Genomic DNA, 14701 nt, shown 5'->3' with positions numbered 1-14701 from the left:
GTGCTGTATGCCGTTTGCAAGCCGGCTGTAGTGACGCCGCGGGACGGTACCGGCATGCATCCGACTGATCTGACACCGTTCAGCCCGCCCGGCACCGACGAGTACGCGGCCGCGTGCGCCGCCTTCCAGCTCGCCGCGCCGGTCGATCCGGCCGGTGCGTTCACCGCCCGCTCGGTCGGCGACGTGGTCCGGGCGGTCGCCACCGCGCGCCGGGCCGGTCTGCCGCTGCGGGTGCACACGACCGGGCACGGGATGGGCCGTGCGGCGCCGGTGGCCGGCGCGCTGCTGCTCCGCCCGCTGATCGACGCGCCGGTCCGGGTGGACCCGGTGGCCCGCACGGCCCGCATCCCGGCCGGGAAGCGCTGGAGTGACGTGCTGCCGGCGGCGGTCGCGCACGGGCTGACCGCGGCGCACGGCTCGTCGGCCACGGTCGGCGCGGTCGGCTACCTGCTCAACGGCGGGATCAGCTTCTACGGGCGCCGGTTCGGCGTCGCCGCGAACCTGGTCCGGTCGATCACGCTGGTCACGGCCGCGGGAGAGGTCGTCGTGGCGAGCGCCGCCGCGCATCCGGACCTGTTCTGGGCGCTGCGCGGCGGAGGCGGCGGGTTCGGCGTGGTGGTCGAGGTGGAGGTGGCGCTCGTACCGATGCATCGGGTGGTCACCGGCATGGCCGTGTGGGACGCGGCCGGCGCGGCGACGGCCGGGCCGGCGTGGCAGCGCTGGGCGGAGACCGCGCCGCGGGAGGTGACCACGTCGCTGCGGCTGCTGAACGTGCCGCCGCTGCCGACCGTGCCGCCGGCGCTGGCCGGGCGGCGCATCCTGGTGCTGGACGGCGCGGTCGCCGCGGAGACCCCGGCGGACGTGGAGCGCGCGGAGAAGGTCACGGCGGAGATGCTGGCGGCGCTGCCGGAGCCGGAGTTCAGCACGTGGGCGCCGGCCGGGCCGGAGACGCTGCCGCTGACCCACATGGACCCGGCGGAGCCGATCCCGTTCCGGTCCGACACGCTGCTGCTGCGGTCGCTTCCCGAGGCCGGGTGGGCGGCGCTGCTGGACGCGGCCGGGCGGAGCGAGCTGCTGTCGGTCGAACTGCGGCAGCTGGGCGGCGCGTTCGCGGAGCCGGCGCCGGACGGTGGCGCGTTCCAGCGGGTCGGGGCGCCGCTGCTGTACTGGGCGTGCGGGCTGCCCGGTGAGCGGACCGAGGCGGACCTGGCGGCGGTCCGGGCCGCGCTCGCGCCGTACGCCACCGGGTTCACCGCGCCGACGTTCGCCGACCACTTCGGACAGCCGCAGCGCACCTACGACGAGGCGGCCCGCGCCCGGGTGGAGCGGGTCCGCCGCGACGTGGACCCGGGCGGGCTGTTCGCCGGTGACGTGGCGGCGATCCGGGACCGCTGAGGGGCACCGCGGCCGCGCCCGGCCGATCGCCGGGCGCGGCCGGGGCTCACCGCTTGAGGTCGATCACGAAGCGGTACTTCACGTCGTTCGCCGCCACGCGCGCCAGCGCGGTGTTGAGGTCGCCGGTGCCGAGCAGCTCGATGTCCGCCGTGATGTCGTGCGCGGCGGCGAACTCCAGCATCTCGCGCGTGACCCGGGTGCCGCCCGCGCCCGCCCCGGCGATCGACTTGCGGCCGACCGCCATCGCGAACGTCGCCACGTCGAGCGTGTCCGGCAGGCCCACGGTGACCAGCGTGCCGTCCGTCCGCAGCGCCTGCACCAGCGGCGTCATCGGGTGCACCGCGGGCACGGTGTCGATGATCAGGTCGAGGCGGTTCACCGGCTGCGCGGCGTCACCGGCCAGCACCACCTCGTGCGCGCCCAGCCGCCGCGCGTCCGCGGCCTTCGCGGCCGTGGTGGTGAACGCGACCACGTGTGCGCCGAGCGCCCGGGCGAACTTCACGCCGAGGTGCCCGAGCCCGCCGATGCCGACGATGCCGACGGTCGTGCCCGGGCCGGCACCCCAGTGCCGCAGCGGCGCGAAGACCGTGCTGCCCGCGCAGAGCAGCGGCGCGGCCGCCGCGGGGTCCAGCCCATCCGGCAGCCGGTAGACGAAGTGCTCGTCCACGATGATCCGGTCGGCGAACCCGCCGCGGGTCACGCCGTCGCCGTGCCGGTCCTCGGCGCCGTAGGCGGACGTGGCGATGGTCAGGCACAGCGTCTCGTCGCCGGCCAGGCACGGCGGGCACTCGCGGCACGAGTCGACGACCGGGCCGACCGCGACCAGGTCGCCCACGGCGTGCGTGGTCACCGCCGCGCCGATCTCGACCACCCGGCCGACCGTCTCGTGCCCCGGGACGACCGGGAAGTGCCGGCCCCACGGCCCGATCTGGTGCACGTCGGTGTGGCAGACCCCGCAGTACAGCACGTCGATGCGCACGTCGTGCGGCCGGGCGTCGCGCTGTTGGTAGCTCCACGGTGTGAGCTTCCCGTCGCGCTCCAGGGCCGCGAACGCGTTGGCGGTGGTGGGCATGGCACTCCTCCTTGGTAACCAACTGGTTGGCTACCGTAACCCCGAATTGCGGCCGGTGGCAACTAACTAGTTACCTACTACACTCGGCGGCATGCCCGGAGACGCCGCCAGCACCCGCCGCCGCATCCTCGACGCCGCGATCGCCGAGTTCGCCGCGTACGGCATCGCCGGCGCGCGCGTCGACCGCATCGCGGCAGCGTCCGGCGCGAACAAGGCGATGATCTACAAGTACTTCGGCAACAAGGACCAGCTCTTCGACGCGGTCTTCGACACCATCGTGGTGCAGACCATGGACGACGTCCCGATCACCGGCGACGACCTGCCCGGCTTCGCCGCCCGGATGTGGGACTGGCACCGCCGCCGCCCGGAACTGCTCCGCATCGCCACCTGGGACCGGCTCGAACGCGACGCCGCCGGCATGACCGCCGACGTCGTGCGCAAGGCCACCACCGACAAGACCGAGGCGATCGCCGACGCCCAGCGCCGTGGCCTCGTCGACGCCACGCTCCCGGCCCTCACGCTGCTCACGATGATCCTCGAGATCAGCCGCACCGGCCTGGACCAGCCCACCACGCATCGCGCGGCGATCGAGACCGCGGTCCGGCGCCTGATCACGCCGCCGCATCCCTGACGATCCGTGTCCCCGCTTCCGGCGTGGTCGCGTTCCGCGAGCACCGTTCAGCCGCGGGCGGCCTTTCCGCCGGTCCCACGGTGGCTGAAAAGCCGCCACCGGGACCGGCCGGCGTTGTCGGGCTCCTTCACGGAGCAGACGCCGGCACCGGGAAGTTCATCGCAACGAGGTCGTCCCGCAGGTCCGCGACGGCGGCGGCCGGGTTGATCGCCCGGACGACCGCATCGGTCACCGGACGGTGCGCCACGACGTGCGCGGCTGCCGCCCGGCCGACCTCGACCTCGTAGTGCTCACCGGCGAACGCGACGTACCGGTCGACGATGTCATCGCCGAGGATGTCGAGCATCGCGGTGCCGTCCGGGCCGGCGTCGTGCGGCCCGCGCGAGCGCGGGAAGACGATGCCGTCACCGGCGTGCCAGCGCGAGTCCCCGGTCTGCCGCCAGAGCACGGCCGTGGCCACGAAGGTGCCCTCCTCGTCGCGGAACGCCGGCTGCTCGACCTGCGGGCGGAACACCTCGGGCAACCCGTCGAGCAGGCCGGGCCACGGTTCGTGGTCCTCGTTGCCGTACGGGCTCATGTTCGACTCATGGTCGAAGACCCGGATGAAGGCACCGGCCGGCCCGAACACGATCGTCCACTCGTCACCGCTGCCGTTGGACATCGACCCGGCCGCGCCGTCGCCCCACCGCTCGGTGTAGCCGTAGTAGGGCCAGTCACTTCCGACGATCCGGTCGAGGACCGCCAGCGCACGGCACCGGCGCCGCAACTCGTCGACGGCGGGCAGGCTCGCGGCGGTCTCGTACGCGGTCACCGGCGCACGGTACCGTCTCCGGCGCAGGCGGCGGGAAAGGATGGGCGACGGATGGCGTCGGTGTCGGTCGAGTGGGGTGTCGTGCGGGTCGCGGGCGTCGGCGAGTTCAAGGACGTCAAGCTGTGGCCGGGCGGGGCGCGCGAGTGGGACTGGTCGGAGACCGGCACCCGGCATCGGCCCGGTGTGCAGCCGGCGGACGTCGCCGAGCTGCTGGAGCACGGCGCCAACACGGTCGTCCTGTCGACCGGCATGGACGAGGTGCTTCAGGTGCCGGCCTCCACGGTGGACCACCTCACCGGGCAGGGCGTGGCGGTGCACGTGCTGGAGACCCGCGCGGCCGTGGCGCTCTACAACGATCTGGCCGGGCGCGCGCCGGTCGGTGCGCTGATCCACTCCACCTGCTGACCGCGGCGGCCGGGCCACTGGACGGGCGGGCGCGCGGGTTCAGCGGGCGTCCAACGGCCGCGCATACGGTCCGGGGCACCAGCCGCACACGAGGTGACGGCCCGGTCAGAAGGAGCCACGCACATGAGGAAACTCGTACTCGCCGCCGCGCTGAGCGTATTGAGCGTGCTGGCGCTCGCGGCGCCCGCGAGCGCCACCCCTGCCCCGCTGTCCGACGCCGAGATGGACAGGATGATCGCGGCGGCCGCGGCCGAGCTGCCCGCGCCGGGCACGCCGGAATGGGCCGCCCGGAAGACGGCGCCGCAGACCCTGGCCCTGCGCCCCGGTTCCGGGCCGGCCCGGAACGCCGCGGCTGCGGTCATCTGCACGGCGTTCAGCCAGGTGCTCCGGTCGACCGGTGGTGGCTTCTTCATCGCGGTCGGTGAGGCGACCTCCAGCTGTCCGGCGCCGGTCGACTACCTCAGCGCGAAGGCCACCCTGTTCTTCTTCGTGCCGGACCTGAACCGCTGGGAGATCGCCTCGTACGGCAGCCTGGGCGTCGCCGTGCCCTACCGGAATCCCGGTGAGGCGGTGACCAGCGTCGCCAGCTCGAACTGCCGGGCCGCGCACTTCGCCGTGGTCGGCGTACACGAGGCGCGGCTGGGCACCGCCAGGGCCACCGCCAGCACCGAGTCGAACTACGTGTTGTTCACCTGCGGCTGAACCGTCGCACCAGGTGGCCCCGGCGCACCCGGCCGGGGCCACCCCCGGCGGGGTCCCGGCAGGTCGGGCGCGGCCCCGGCGGGCTCCGGTGGCATGCGCGCGGTGAGCCACTCCAGCTGGTGGGCGACGTGGAACGTGTCGCCGCCCTCGTGGCCGTTGAACGGGTAGGAGTGGATCTCCTTGTCGGTGCGCGGGCCGCCGTAGGCGTTGAAGGCCGCGTACGTGCCGGCCGGCGGGCAGACGTTGTCGCGCAGTCCGGTGCCGAAGCAGGCGGGTGCGACGGCCTGCCGGGCGAACGTCACGCCGTCCATGTAGGACAGCGTGTCGTAGGCGGCGGGTGTCAGATCCCGCCGCACCGCGAGGTAGGACGATATTTCCGCGTACGGCGACGTGTCGACCGTCGACAGGCAGTGGTGGATGTCGCACAGGAACGGCGCGGTGACCAGCAGCGCGGCCAGGTCCGGCACCAGACCGGCGACCGCCAGCGCCAGTCCCCCGCCCTGGCTGTTGCCCACCGCCGCCACCCGCGCCGGATCGACGCCCGGCAGTGCCCGTACCGCCAGCACGGCCCGCACCGCGTCCGTGATCACACGCCGGTAGTAGTAGGTGTCCGGCGAGCCGATCCCCCACGTCACCGGCCATGGCGCATCCGGCACCGCGCCCGGGTCCGGCGTGTCTCCCCCGTTGCCGTAGCGCCCGCCCGCGCCGCGCACGTCCATCAGCAGGTGCGCGTACCCGGCCGACACCCAGGTGAGCCGCTCGTGCGGGAAACCGCGCCCGCGCCCGTACCCGGGGAATTCCACGACGGCCGGCAGCACCACGTCCTCGACGAACGACGGCCGGGAGTACCACGCGCGGATCGGGTGCCCGCCGAACCCGGCGAACGACACGTCGAACGTGGAGATCAGCCGCAGCCGGTTGGGCACCGGTTCGACGGAGAGCAGCACCGGGCCGGGCCGACGCAGCGAGGTGGCCCAGAACTGGTCGAAGTCCGGTGGCACCGGCACGTCCGCGGTGTAGTGCTCGACGTTCACGCCGGTGGTCCCGTGGTCTCGCGCACCACCAGGCCGGTGACGAAGTCGATTCGGTCCGCCGGGACCGGGATGCCGCGGGCCAGGTCGAGCAGCATGCGGGTGGCGGCGCCGGCCATCTCGCGCAGCGGCTGGTTGACGGTGGTGAGCGCGGGCCCGGTCCAGGCGGCCATCGGCAGGTCGTCGTAGCCGATCACGGACAGGTCGCGCGGCACGGAGAGGCCGAGGCGTTCGGCGGCGCGGAGCACGCCCATCGCCTGCATGTCCGATCCGGCGAAGACCGCGGTCGGCCGGTCGGCGCGGTCGAGCAGGCGCAGGCCGTGGGTGAGGCCGGCCTCGGCGGTGAAGTCGCCGTACCGGACCAGCGCGGGGTCGACCAGCAGGTCGCTGGACTCGTGCGCGAAGCGGTAGCCGGCCAGCCGGGCCTGGCTGCAGAGCACGTCGCGCGGGCCGGTGACGACCGCGATCCGGCGGTGGCCGAGTTCGATCAGGTGGCGGGTGGCGAGCAGGCCGCCGTTCCAGTTGTTCGCGCCGACCGTGGGTACCCGCGCCGAGGTGGCGCTGTCGTTGTCCACGATGACCAGCGGGATGCCGCGGCGGGCGAGCTGCCGGTGCTGGGCGTCGGCGACCGCGCAGAGCACCATGATGATGCCGAGCGGCCGGCGGGTCAGCAGCCGGTCGATCCGGGCGCGGTCCGGGCGGTGCTGGCCGTCGAGGTGTGAGACCATGACCGGGGTGCCGTCCGGGCCGGCGACCGCGCTGACGCCGCGCAGGATCTCCATCGCCCAGACCGAGTCCAGCTCGTGGAAGACCAGGTCGATGTGGCCGGCGGCGCGGCGAGCGGTGCGGCGCTGGTACTGGTGCCGGCGCAGGCTGTCCTCGACACGTTCCCGGGTGGCCGCGGCCACGTCGGCGTGGCCGTTGAGCACCTTGGAGACGGTGGTGACGGAGACGCCGACCTCTTCCGCGATGAACGCGATGGTCGGCTGGGTCATCGAAACCCGCACCGGAAGTTTCGGCGACGATCAAAACCCATGATCAACCCCAAGAGCCATCGACGGTACGGGTAAAGCCTGTCTACACCCGAAACGCAATGATATCGAGACCTTGACATGTGTGGATGTCACACCTAGATTCCGGGCAGATGTACCGGTGGCGGTGCCGAAAGTTTCGGAGGGGCGGATGGTCACGCTGACGAAGGCGCCGCCGACGGCTCCGGCCGCACCGCCGAAGCGGGCGAGACGGCGGCTGAGCCAGGACTGGCAGCTGTACTCGCTTGCCGTACTGCCGCTGCTGTTCTTCGCGGTCTTCCGGTACGCGCCGATGGTCGGCAACGTGATCGCGTTCCGCCGGTTCCGGCCGGGCGGCAGCATGTTCGGCGACGACTGGGTGGGCCTGCGCTACGTGCGGATGTTCCTGGCCGACCCGACGTTCTGGCAGGTCTTCACGAACACGCTGATCATCGGCGCGCTCACGCTGATCGTCTGCTTCCCGCTGCCCATCGTGCTGGCGCTGCTGCTCAACGAGGTACGGATCAAGCGCCTCAAGGGGTTCGTGCAGTCGGTGTCGTACCTGCCGCACTTCCTCTCCGTGGTGATCGTGGCGGGCATGGTCGGCCAGCTGCTCTCGGTGGACGGCACGGTCAACGCGCTCGCCGGGACGGAGATCCCGTTCCTGCAGCGCCCGGAGTGGTTCCGGACGATCTACGTGTCCTCGGAGGTGTGGCAGACCGTCGGCTGGGGCACGATCCTCTACCTGGCGGCGCTGACCACGCTGGACGAGGAGCTCTACGACGCCGCGAAGATCGACGGCGCCGGCCGGCTGCGGCAGACCTGGCACGTGACGCTGCCCGGCATCCGGCCGACGATGATCACGCTGCTGATCCTGAACATCGGCACGTTCATGGCGGTCGGCTTCGAGAAGATCCTGCTGCTGTACAACCCGCTGACCTACCCGACCGCGGACGTGATACCCACGTACCTCTACCGGCTCGGCGTGGTCAGCGGGAACTTCTCCTACGGCGCCGCGATCGGCCTGTTCGAGGCGCTCATCGGGCTGATCCTGGTGTTCTCCGCGAACACGATCTCCCGCCGCACGGTAGGGACGAGTCTGTGGTGACCGGCCGCAAAGTCTTCAACGTCATCAACGCGGTCGTGCTGAGCGCGGTCGTGGTGGTGACGCTCTACCCGTTCCTCAACATCGTGGCGCGGTCGCTGTCCAGCGAGGAGGAGATCATCGCCGGGCGGGTGACGCTGCTGCCTCGCGGGTTCGACCTCACCACGTACCGGCTGGTCATGTCCGATGATCTTTTCTGGACCAACTACCGGAACACGGTGGTCTACACCGTGGTCGCCACGATCATCTCGATCGTGCTGACCACCTGCTACGCGTACGTGCTGTCCAAGCACCACCTCCGCGGGCGCGGCGTGCTGGTCGGGATCGCGGTGTTCACCATGTTCTTCTCCGGCGGGCTGATCCCCAACTATGTGCTGGTCTCCGGGCTGGGCCTGCGCAACACCATCTGGGCCGTGGTGCTGCCGAACGCGATCAACGTGTTCAACCTGCTGGTGATGAAGGCGTTCTTCGAGAGCCTGCCGGTCGAGCTGGAGGAGCAGGCCGCGGTCGACGGGCTCGGCACGTACGGCATCCTGCTGCGGATCGTGTTGCCGCTGTCGAAGGCGATCGTCGCCACCATGCTGCTGTTCTACGCGGTCGCCTACTGGAACTCGTGGTTCACCGCGTTCCTCTACCTGGACCGGGCCGATCTGTTCCCGGTCACCGTCTACCTGCGGAACCTGATCGCGGGCGCGACGGACGCCACCTCCACCGGCAGCGTCGACACGAACGTGGCGCAGGTCGCGGCGAACATCAAGGCCGTGACCATGGTGCTGACGGTCGTGCCGATCCTGACGGTCTACCCCTTCGTCCAGCGCTACTTCGTCTCCGGGGTCATGCTCGGCGCCGTCAAGGGCTGAAAGGTCTTTCCATGAAACGAGCAATAGCGTCACTGGCGGCACTCGCTCTCCTCGCCGCCTGTGGATCATCGCCGGAGGAGAGCAACCTCGACGAGAACCGTGTGGGCGCGATGGCGGACTACGCGATCGGCGCGCAGTTCAAGGCCACCGAGCCGATCACGTTCGACATGCTCTACAGCGACCACCCGAACTATCCGATCAAGAACGACTGGCTGTTCTGGCAGGAGCTGACCAAGCGCACCAACATCACGATCACGCCGTCCGTGGTGCCGGCCAGCGACTACAACCAGAAGCGCGGCCTGGTGGTCTCCGCCGGTGACGCGCCGTTCATCATCCCGAAGGTCTACCCGCCGCAGGAGCAGCCGTTCGTGGCGTCCGGCGCGATCCTGCCGGTCAGCGACTACCTCGACCTGATGCCGCACTTCAAGGACAAGATCGCGAAGTGGAAGCTGGAGCCGCAGATCGACAACCTGCGGCTGGCGGACGGCAAGTTCTACGTGCTGCCCGGCCTGCACGAGAACGTCTGGCAGGACTACACGCTCGCGGTGCGCACCGACGTGCTGCAGGAGCTGGGCCTGCAACCGCCGAAGACCTGGGACCAGCTGTACACCACGCTGAAGGCGATGAAGGCGCGGTACCCGGACTCGTACCCGTTCTCCGACCGGTTCGCGGTCCCGGACCCGGGCGGCAACCTGCTCAACATGCTGGCGCTGGCCTACGGCACACAGGCCGGCTGGGGCTACAACACCGGCACCTGGGACGGGCAGAAGTACGTGCTCACCGGCGCCATGCCGCAGTACCGGGACATGCTCACCTACCTGCACAAGCTGGTGGCCGAGGGGCTGCTCGACCCGGAGAGCTTCACGCAGACCGACGACCAGGCCAAGCAGAAGGTCGCCGCCGGCAAGGCGCTGGTGATCAGCACGAACGCGCAGAACCTGATCAACGACTACCGGCCGCTGCTGAAGAACGGCGCCACGATGGCGAAGATCCCGTTCCTGTCCGGGCCGACCGGCGAGGTGAAGAACTGGATCCGCCGGGAGAGCGGCATCATGATCTCGGCGAAGGCGCGCGAGTCGAAGAACTTCGTGGCGCTGATGCAGTTCGTCGACTGGCTGTTCTACTCCGACGCCGGCCAGGAGTTCGCGAAGTGGGGCGTGGAGGGCGTCACGTTCACCCGGGACGCGTCGGGCAAGCGGGTGCTCACGAAGAACGTCGACTTCGTCGGCCTGAACAAGGGCGCGCCGAAGCACCTGCAGAAGGACTTCGGCTTCTCCGGCGGCAATTTCGCCTACGGCGGCAGCACCGAGCTGCTGCGCTCCACGTTCTCCGCGGAGGAGCAGGCGTTCCAGGCCACGATGGACGCGAAGACCTCGATCCCGGTGCCGCCGCCGGCGCCGCTGACCGACTCCGAGCGCGAGCAGGCCACGCTCTGGGAGACGCCGTTGAAGGACTACGTCACCCAGCAGACGCTGCGCTTCATCCTCGGCCAGCGGGACCTGGCCGAATGGGACGCCTACGTCGCCGAGCTGAACGCGAAGAACGGGCAGGCCTACATCGACCTGGTGAACAAGGCCCGGACCCGGTACACGGACAAGAACGGGTGATGGTACGTCCGGGAGCGCCGGTCCTCGAGTCACCGCTCGCCCGCGCCGCCGCACTCGTGCACCGGCTGCTGGTGGTCGGCGCGTGGACGGCCGTGGCCTGCGCCCCCACCGTCGCCGCCGGGCTCGCGCTCGGCGGCGACGTCACCAACCTGCCGCTGCTGGCCGTGGCCGCGCTCCCGGCCGGGCCGGCCATCGCGGCCGCGCTGCACGCGCTCGCCGCGCACCGGCCGGACCTGGCCGACCTGCACCCGTCCGCGGACTTCCGGCGCGGCTACCGGGCCGGGTTCGCGGCGTCGCTGCGGCTGTGGGCGCCGTTCCTGGCCCTGCTCACGATCATGGCGATCAACCTGACCCACCTGGACGTGGCCCGGGTGCCGGGCTGGTGGGCGGTGCCGCTCACGCTGATCACCGTGGCCGCGTGCCTGTGGATCGCGGTCGCGCTCGCGCTGGTCGCGCTCGGCCGGCGGGACGCGGCGCGGCGGTCCGCGCGGACGCTGTCGACCCGGCCCGGCGTGACGCTGACCGTGGCCGCGCTGCTCGTGGTGGCCGCCGCGGTCACGCTGGCCGGCACCGAGGCCGCGCTGCTGCTCGCCGCGCCGCCGCTGCTGCTCGCGCTCGTGCGTACCGTCGCGAGGGGTGCGATGCGGTGAAGATCCTGTTCGGTGGCGACTACAACCCGGAGCAGTGGCCGGAAGAGGTGTGGAAGGAGGACTACCGGCTGTTCGACCTCGCGGCGATCGACACGGTCACGCTGGGCGTGTTCACCTGGGGGCTGACCCAGCCGGCCGAGGACGTCTACGACTTCACCGTGCTCGACGCCGTGGTCGGGCGCGCGGCCGCCGAGGGCCGCACGATCTGCCTGGCCACCGGCACCGGCGCGCACCCGGCGTGGATGGCCCGCGCCTACCCGGAGGTGACGCGCGTGGACTTCGAGGGGCGGCGGCACGCGTACGGCACCCGGCACCACTCCTGTCCCTCCTCCCCCGCGTTCCGCCGGTTCTCCGCGCTGGTCGCCGGGAGGATCGCGGAACGGTACGGCGACGTGGTCACCGCGTGGCACGTGGGCAACGAGTACGGCGGCGCCTGCTATTGCGGGCTGTGCGCGGCGGGGTTCCGGGACTGGCTGCGCGCCCGCCACGGCAGCCTGGACGCGCTCAACGACGCCTGGTACACCCGATTCTGGTCGCACACGTTCGGCGACTGGGACGAGATCGAGCCGCCGAGCGCGCTGACCGAGCACTGGCGCGGGCCGGACCACACCGCGTTCCAGGGGATCACGCTCGACTACCGCCGGTTCATGTCGGACGCGATGCTGGCGAACTTCCGCGACGAGAAGGCTGCGGTGCGGGCGTTCTCCGACGCGCCGGTGACCACCAACTTCATGGGCATGTACCAGCCGATCGACTATCACCGGTGGGCATCGGACCTGGACTTCGTGTCCTGGGACAACTATCCGCCGGACGATGTGTCGTACGCGCGGATGGCGTTCACCCACGACCTGATGCGCGGGCTGAAGGGCGGGGCGCCGTTCTGGCTGATGGAGCAGACGCCGTCGATCACCGCGTCCCGCGCGGTCAACCCGGTCAAGCGGCCCGGCGTGATGCGGTCGTGGAGCTGGCAGGCGGTCGCGCACGGCGCGGACGCGGTGCTGTTCTTCCAGATGCGGGCGAGCCGGGGCGCGTGCGAGAAGTACCACGGCGCCGTGATCGGGCACGCCGGGCGGGACGACACGCGGGTGTTCCGGGAGGTCGCGGCGCTCGGCGCGGAACTGCGCGACCTAGGCGGTCTCACGGTCGGCGCGCGCACGCCGGCCCGGGTCGCGCTGCTGTTCGACTGGGACAGCTGGTGGGCGCTGGAGATGACCGACGGGCTGAATCGGCACCTGCGTTACCCGGAGATCGTGCTGGCGTACCACCGGGCGGTCTGGTCGGCCGGTGCCGACCTGGACGCGGTCCCGGTGACCGCGGACCTGGGCGGCTACGACGTGGTCCTCGCGCCGGCGCTGCACCTGCTCAAGGGCGACCTGGCGGCGCGGCTGGCCGAGGTGGCCGCGCGCGGCGGGACGGTGATCACCACGTTCCTGTCCGGTCTGGTGGATGAGCACGCCCGCGCGTACCTCGGTGATCCGCCGTTGACCTCGCTGCTGGGGGTGCGCGTGGACGAGTGGGACGCGCGCGAGCCCGCCGTGGTCAACCCGGTCTCGTTCGCGGACGGCACGGCGGTGGACGCACGGCTGCACTTCGACCTGATCACGCCGCTGACAGCGGCGGTGGAGGGCACGTACGGCGCGGACTTCTACGCCGGGACGGCCGCGGTGACCCGCAACGAGTACGGCGGCGGTGCGGCCTGGTACGTGGGCACCGTGCTGGCACAGCCCGGGGTGGACGCGCTGGTGCGGCGCGCGCTGGACCGGCACGGCCTGGCCGGGCCGTACCCGGACGTGCCGGACCTGGAGGTGGCGCACCGGGTGACGGCGGGCGGCGTACCGCTGATGTTCCTCCTGAACCACCGCGACGAGCCGGTGGAGGTCGTCGCGGACCGGGACGCCACGGATCTGCTGACCGGCACGCCGGTCACGCGTGGTGCGCCGCTCCGGCTCGCACCACGCGACGTGCTGATCCTGCGCTGAGGCTCAGCGCTTGAGCGCGAGACCGCCGGTCATCTGCACGTGGACGTCGTCGGCCGCCGGGTCGGTGCCCGGCTCCGGGCGCCAGCGGTGCACCGGGACCACGCCCGGCTCGGCCAGCTCCAGCCCACGGAACAGCGCGCGCACCTCGTCGTCCGTGCGCGGCTTCGCCGGGATGCCGCGCGCCTTGTAGCTCGCGGCCGCGCCGACCGCCTGCAGACTGTTCGCCGTGACCGTGGAGATCGCCAGCGCGCTGCCGGCCGGGACCGCCGCGATCAACTCGTCGAGGATCGCGTGCGCCTCCGCCTCGTCGGTGACGAACTGCAGCACCGCGATCAGGCTGATCGCGACCGGCCGCGTCAGGTCCAGCGTGTCGCGCAGCTGCGCCGACCCGAGGATGGCCGGCACGTCCCGCAGGTCCGCGTCGATGTAGGCGGTCGCGCCGGCGTCGTGCGAGGTCAGCAGCGCGCGGGCGTGCGCGAGCACCAGCGGGTCGTTGTCCACGTAGACGATCCGTGACTCCGGCGCGATCTCCTGCACCACCTCGTGCAGGTTCGGCGAGGTCGGCAGCCCGGTGCCGATGTCCAGGAACTGGCGGATGCCGTGCTCGCTCGCCAGGTGCCGGGCGACGCGGACCATGTAGTCCCGGTTCGCCCGCATCGAGATCGGCAGGCTCGGCGACGCCTTCATGATCGCCTCGGCCGCCTTGCGGTCGGCCTCGAAGTTGTCCTTCCCGCCCAGCAGGAAGTCATAGATCCGGGCGGAGTGGGCAACATCCGTGTTCAACTCAAGCGGCGGCACGCCCAGTAATCTACTCGCAGACGGTCCCGCATGGACAGACGGCATCGTCATGCATGGGGGTCACCGTCCGTGACCTCGGCGCGGTCCCACTCCAGGCGGACCGTGACGGTCGCCTCGCCGGACGCCTTGGCCAGCACGCTGACCAGGCCCTTGCTCTCCACGGCCAGCTTCAGCCCGAAGTCGATGCCGAACCGGTCCGGCGGATCCGGCAGCGACCGCTTGACGGTGTCGGCGAAGAACGCGCCGATGGTGGCGATCTGCCCGCGAATGTCCTCCAGCGACAGTGCGCCGGCCGCACGCGCGTCCCCGCCGGTCCCGGCCACGGCCACCTCGGCGAGAATCTCGGTGCCGTCGGGCAGCACCAGCGGGACGATCCGGGTCTCGGTCACATCGGCTCCTGTCGACACGGGGATGCACGTGACGACTATGCTACGCACCGTGATCTACCATCCGGCCGGGCCCGTGGACCTCGTACGGATGTCCACCGTCGCGATCCGGGCCGGTGATCTCTACCTGGGCACCGGCTCGTTCCTCCGGCACCACACGGTGGTCACCTGCGCGCACGTCGTGCACGGCCACCCGGGCCCGCTCACCGTCGTCTGGATGGACCGGGAGTTCACCGCGGAGGCCGTCACGCTGGTCCCG

The 14701-nt window shown here is 71.7% G+C and carries 15 protein-coding genes; 9 read left to right on the top strand and 6 right to left on the bottom strand.

All coding sequences use genetic code 11. From position 1 onward, the window contains the following. Positions 1-54 precede the first annotated feature (54 nt). A complete protein-coding gene (locus J2S42_RS39460) occupies positions 55-1395 on the top strand; it encodes an FAD-binding oxidoreductase (RefSeq protein ID WP_307247829.1) in 1341 nt (446 codons plus the stop codon). Positions 1396-1441: 46 nt separating this feature from the next. Here J2S42_RS39460 and J2S42_RS39455 read toward each other — a convergent pair whose 3' ends face one another. After that, positions 1442-2467, bottom strand: coding sequence for an NAD(P)-dependent alcohol dehydrogenase (locus tag J2S42_RS39455; protein WP_307247828.1), 1026 nt, complete (start codon positions 2465-2467; stop codon positions 1442-1444). A gap of 91 nt (positions 2468-2558) precedes the next feature. On the opposite strand from J2S42_RS39455, the gene J2S42_RS39450 reads away from it, so the two are divergent. Continuing rightward, the gene (locus J2S42_RS39450) at positions 2559-3098 is read left to right on the top strand and encodes a TetR/AcrR family transcriptional regulator (protein WP_307247826.1); all 540 of its coding nucleotides are present in this window, start codon (positions 2559-2561) and stop codon (positions 3096-3098) included. A gap of 127 nt (positions 3099-3225) precedes the next feature. On the opposite strand, the gene J2S42_RS39445 is transcribed toward J2S42_RS39450, so the two are convergent. After that, positions 3226-3909, bottom strand: coding sequence for a hypothetical protein (locus tag J2S42_RS39445; RefSeq protein ID WP_307247824.1), 684 nt, complete (start codon positions 3907-3909; stop codon positions 3226-3228). 51 nt (positions 3910-3960) lie between these two features. Between J2S42_RS39445 and J2S42_RS39440 the strand changes: the two genes are divergently transcribed. Further along, positions 3961-4314 (top strand): Mth938-like domain-containing protein, encoded by a 354-nt coding sequence (locus tag J2S42_RS39440; RefSeq protein ID WP_307247821.1) that lies wholly within the window; start codon positions 3961-3963, stop codon positions 4312-4314. A 123-nt stretch (positions 4315-4437) separates the two neighbouring features. Then, positions 4438-5016, top strand: coding sequence for a hypothetical protein (locus J2S42_RS39435; RefSeq protein WP_307247819.1), 579 nt, complete (start codon positions 4438-4440; stop codon positions 5014-5016). Here J2S42_RS39435 and J2S42_RS39430 read toward each other — a convergent pair. Further along, a complete protein-coding gene (locus J2S42_RS39430; protein WP_307247817.1) occupies positions 4992-6050 on the bottom strand; it encodes an acetylxylan esterase in 1059 nt (352 codons plus the stop codon). The genes J2S42_RS39435 and J2S42_RS39430 overlap by 25 nt on opposite strands. After that, positions 6047-7042 (bottom strand): LacI family DNA-binding transcriptional regulator, encoded by a 996-nt coding sequence (locus J2S42_RS39425; protein WP_307247815.1) that lies wholly within the window; start codon positions 7040-7042, stop codon positions 6047-6049. The genes J2S42_RS39430 and J2S42_RS39425 overlap by 4 nt, the downstream gene beginning before the upstream one ends. 187 nt (positions 7043-7229) lie before the next feature. Between J2S42_RS39425 and J2S42_RS39420 the strand changes: the two genes are divergently transcribed. The 5 genes from J2S42_RS39420 to J2S42_RS39400 are packed head-to-tail and all read left to right on the top strand — an operon-like array spanning position 7230 to position 13258. Further along, positions 7230-8165 carry an ABC transporter permease gene (locus J2S42_RS39420; protein ID WP_307247813.1) on the top strand — a complete coding sequence of 312 codons (936 nt, stop codon included), beginning with the start codon at positions 7230-7232 and terminating at the stop codon, positions 8163-8165. Then, positions 8162-9022 carry a carbohydrate ABC transporter permease gene (locus J2S42_RS39415; protein WP_307247811.1) on the top strand — a complete coding sequence of 287 codons (861 nt, stop codon included), beginning with the start codon at positions 8162-8164 and terminating at the stop codon, positions 9020-9022. The genes J2S42_RS39420 and J2S42_RS39415 overlap by 4 nt, the downstream gene beginning before the upstream one ends. Positions 9023-9033: 11 nt before the next feature. Beyond that, positions 9034-10629 (top strand): ABC transporter substrate-binding protein, encoded by a 1596-nt coding sequence (locus tag J2S42_RS39410; protein WP_307247810.1) that lies wholly within the window; start codon positions 9034-9036, stop codon positions 10627-10629. Next, a complete protein-coding gene (locus J2S42_RS39405) occupies positions 10629-11279 on the top strand; it encodes a hypothetical protein (RefSeq protein ID WP_307247808.1) in 651 nt (216 codons plus the stop codon). The genes J2S42_RS39410 and J2S42_RS39405 overlap by 1 nt, the downstream gene beginning before the upstream one ends. Next, a complete protein-coding gene (locus J2S42_RS39400; RefSeq protein ID WP_307247806.1) occupies positions 11276-13258 on the top strand; it encodes a beta-galactosidase in 1983 nt (660 codons plus the stop codon). The genes J2S42_RS39405 and J2S42_RS39400 overlap by 4 nt, the downstream gene beginning before the upstream one ends. Before the next feature lie 3 nt (positions 13259-13261). Here the strand turns inward: J2S42_RS39400 and J2S42_RS39395 are convergent, their stop codons facing one another. Both J2S42_RS39395 and J2S42_RS39390 read right to left on the bottom strand, forming a co-directional pair. Next, positions 13262-14056: an SAM-dependent methyltransferase gene (locus J2S42_RS39395; RefSeq protein WP_307247804.1), complete on the bottom strand. Its 795-nt coding sequence runs from the start codon at positions 14054-14056 to the stop codon at positions 13262-13264. Positions 14057-14103: 47 nt separating this feature from the next. After that, a complete protein-coding gene (locus J2S42_RS39390; protein ID WP_307247802.1) occupies positions 14104-14445 on the bottom strand; it encodes a CU044_2847 family protein in 342 nt (113 codons plus the stop codon). Between the last annotated feature and the right edge of the window lie 256 nt (positions 14446-14701).

This window comes from Catenuloplanes indicus (assembly GCF_030813715.1).
GTDB classification, from domain to species: Bacteria; Actinomycetota; Actinomycetes; order Mycobacteriales; family Micromonosporaceae; genus Catenuloplanes; species Catenuloplanes indicus.
The sequence above is the reverse complement of the archived record's forward strand: the minus strand, read 5'-3'. Positions and strand labels throughout refer to the sequence as shown.

Bases quoted from the DNA above. Each gene is read 5' to 3' on its own strand.
- J2S42_RS39440 (WP_307247821.1), top strand. From the start codon at position 3,961: ATGGCGTCGGTGTCGGTCGAGTGGGGTGTCGTGCGGGTCGCGGGCGTC.
- J2S42_RS39460 (WP_307247829.1), top strand. From the start codon at position 55: ATGCATCCGACTGATCTGACACCGTTCAGCCCGCCCGGCACCGACGAG.
- J2S42_RS39435 (WP_307247819.1), top strand. From the start codon at position 4,438: ATGAGGAAACTCGTACTCGCCGCCGCGCTGAGCGTATTGAGCGTGCTG.
- J2S42_RS39405 (WP_307247808.1), top strand. From the start codon at position 10,629: ATGGTACGTCCGGGAGCGCCGGTCCTCGAGTCACCGCTCGCCCGCGCC.
- J2S42_RS39420 (WP_307247813.1), top strand. From the start codon at position 7,230: ATGGTCACGCTGACGAAGGCGCCGCCGACGGCTCCGGCCGCACCGCCG.
- J2S42_RS39455 (WP_307247828.1), bottom strand. From the start codon at position 2,467: ATGCCCACCACCGCCAACGCGTTCGCGGCCCTGGAGCGCGACGGGAAG.
- J2S42_RS39425 (WP_307247815.1), bottom strand. From the start codon at position 7,042: ATGACCCAGCCGACCATCGCGTTCATCGCGGAAGAGGTCGGCGTCTCC.
- J2S42_RS39410 (WP_307247810.1), top strand. From the start codon at position 9,034: ATGAAACGAGCAATAGCGTCACTGGCGGCACTCGCTCTCCTCGCCGCC.
- J2S42_RS39450 (WP_307247826.1), top strand. From the start codon at position 2,559: ATGCCCGGAGACGCCGCCAGCACCCGCCGCCGCATCCTCGACGCCGCG.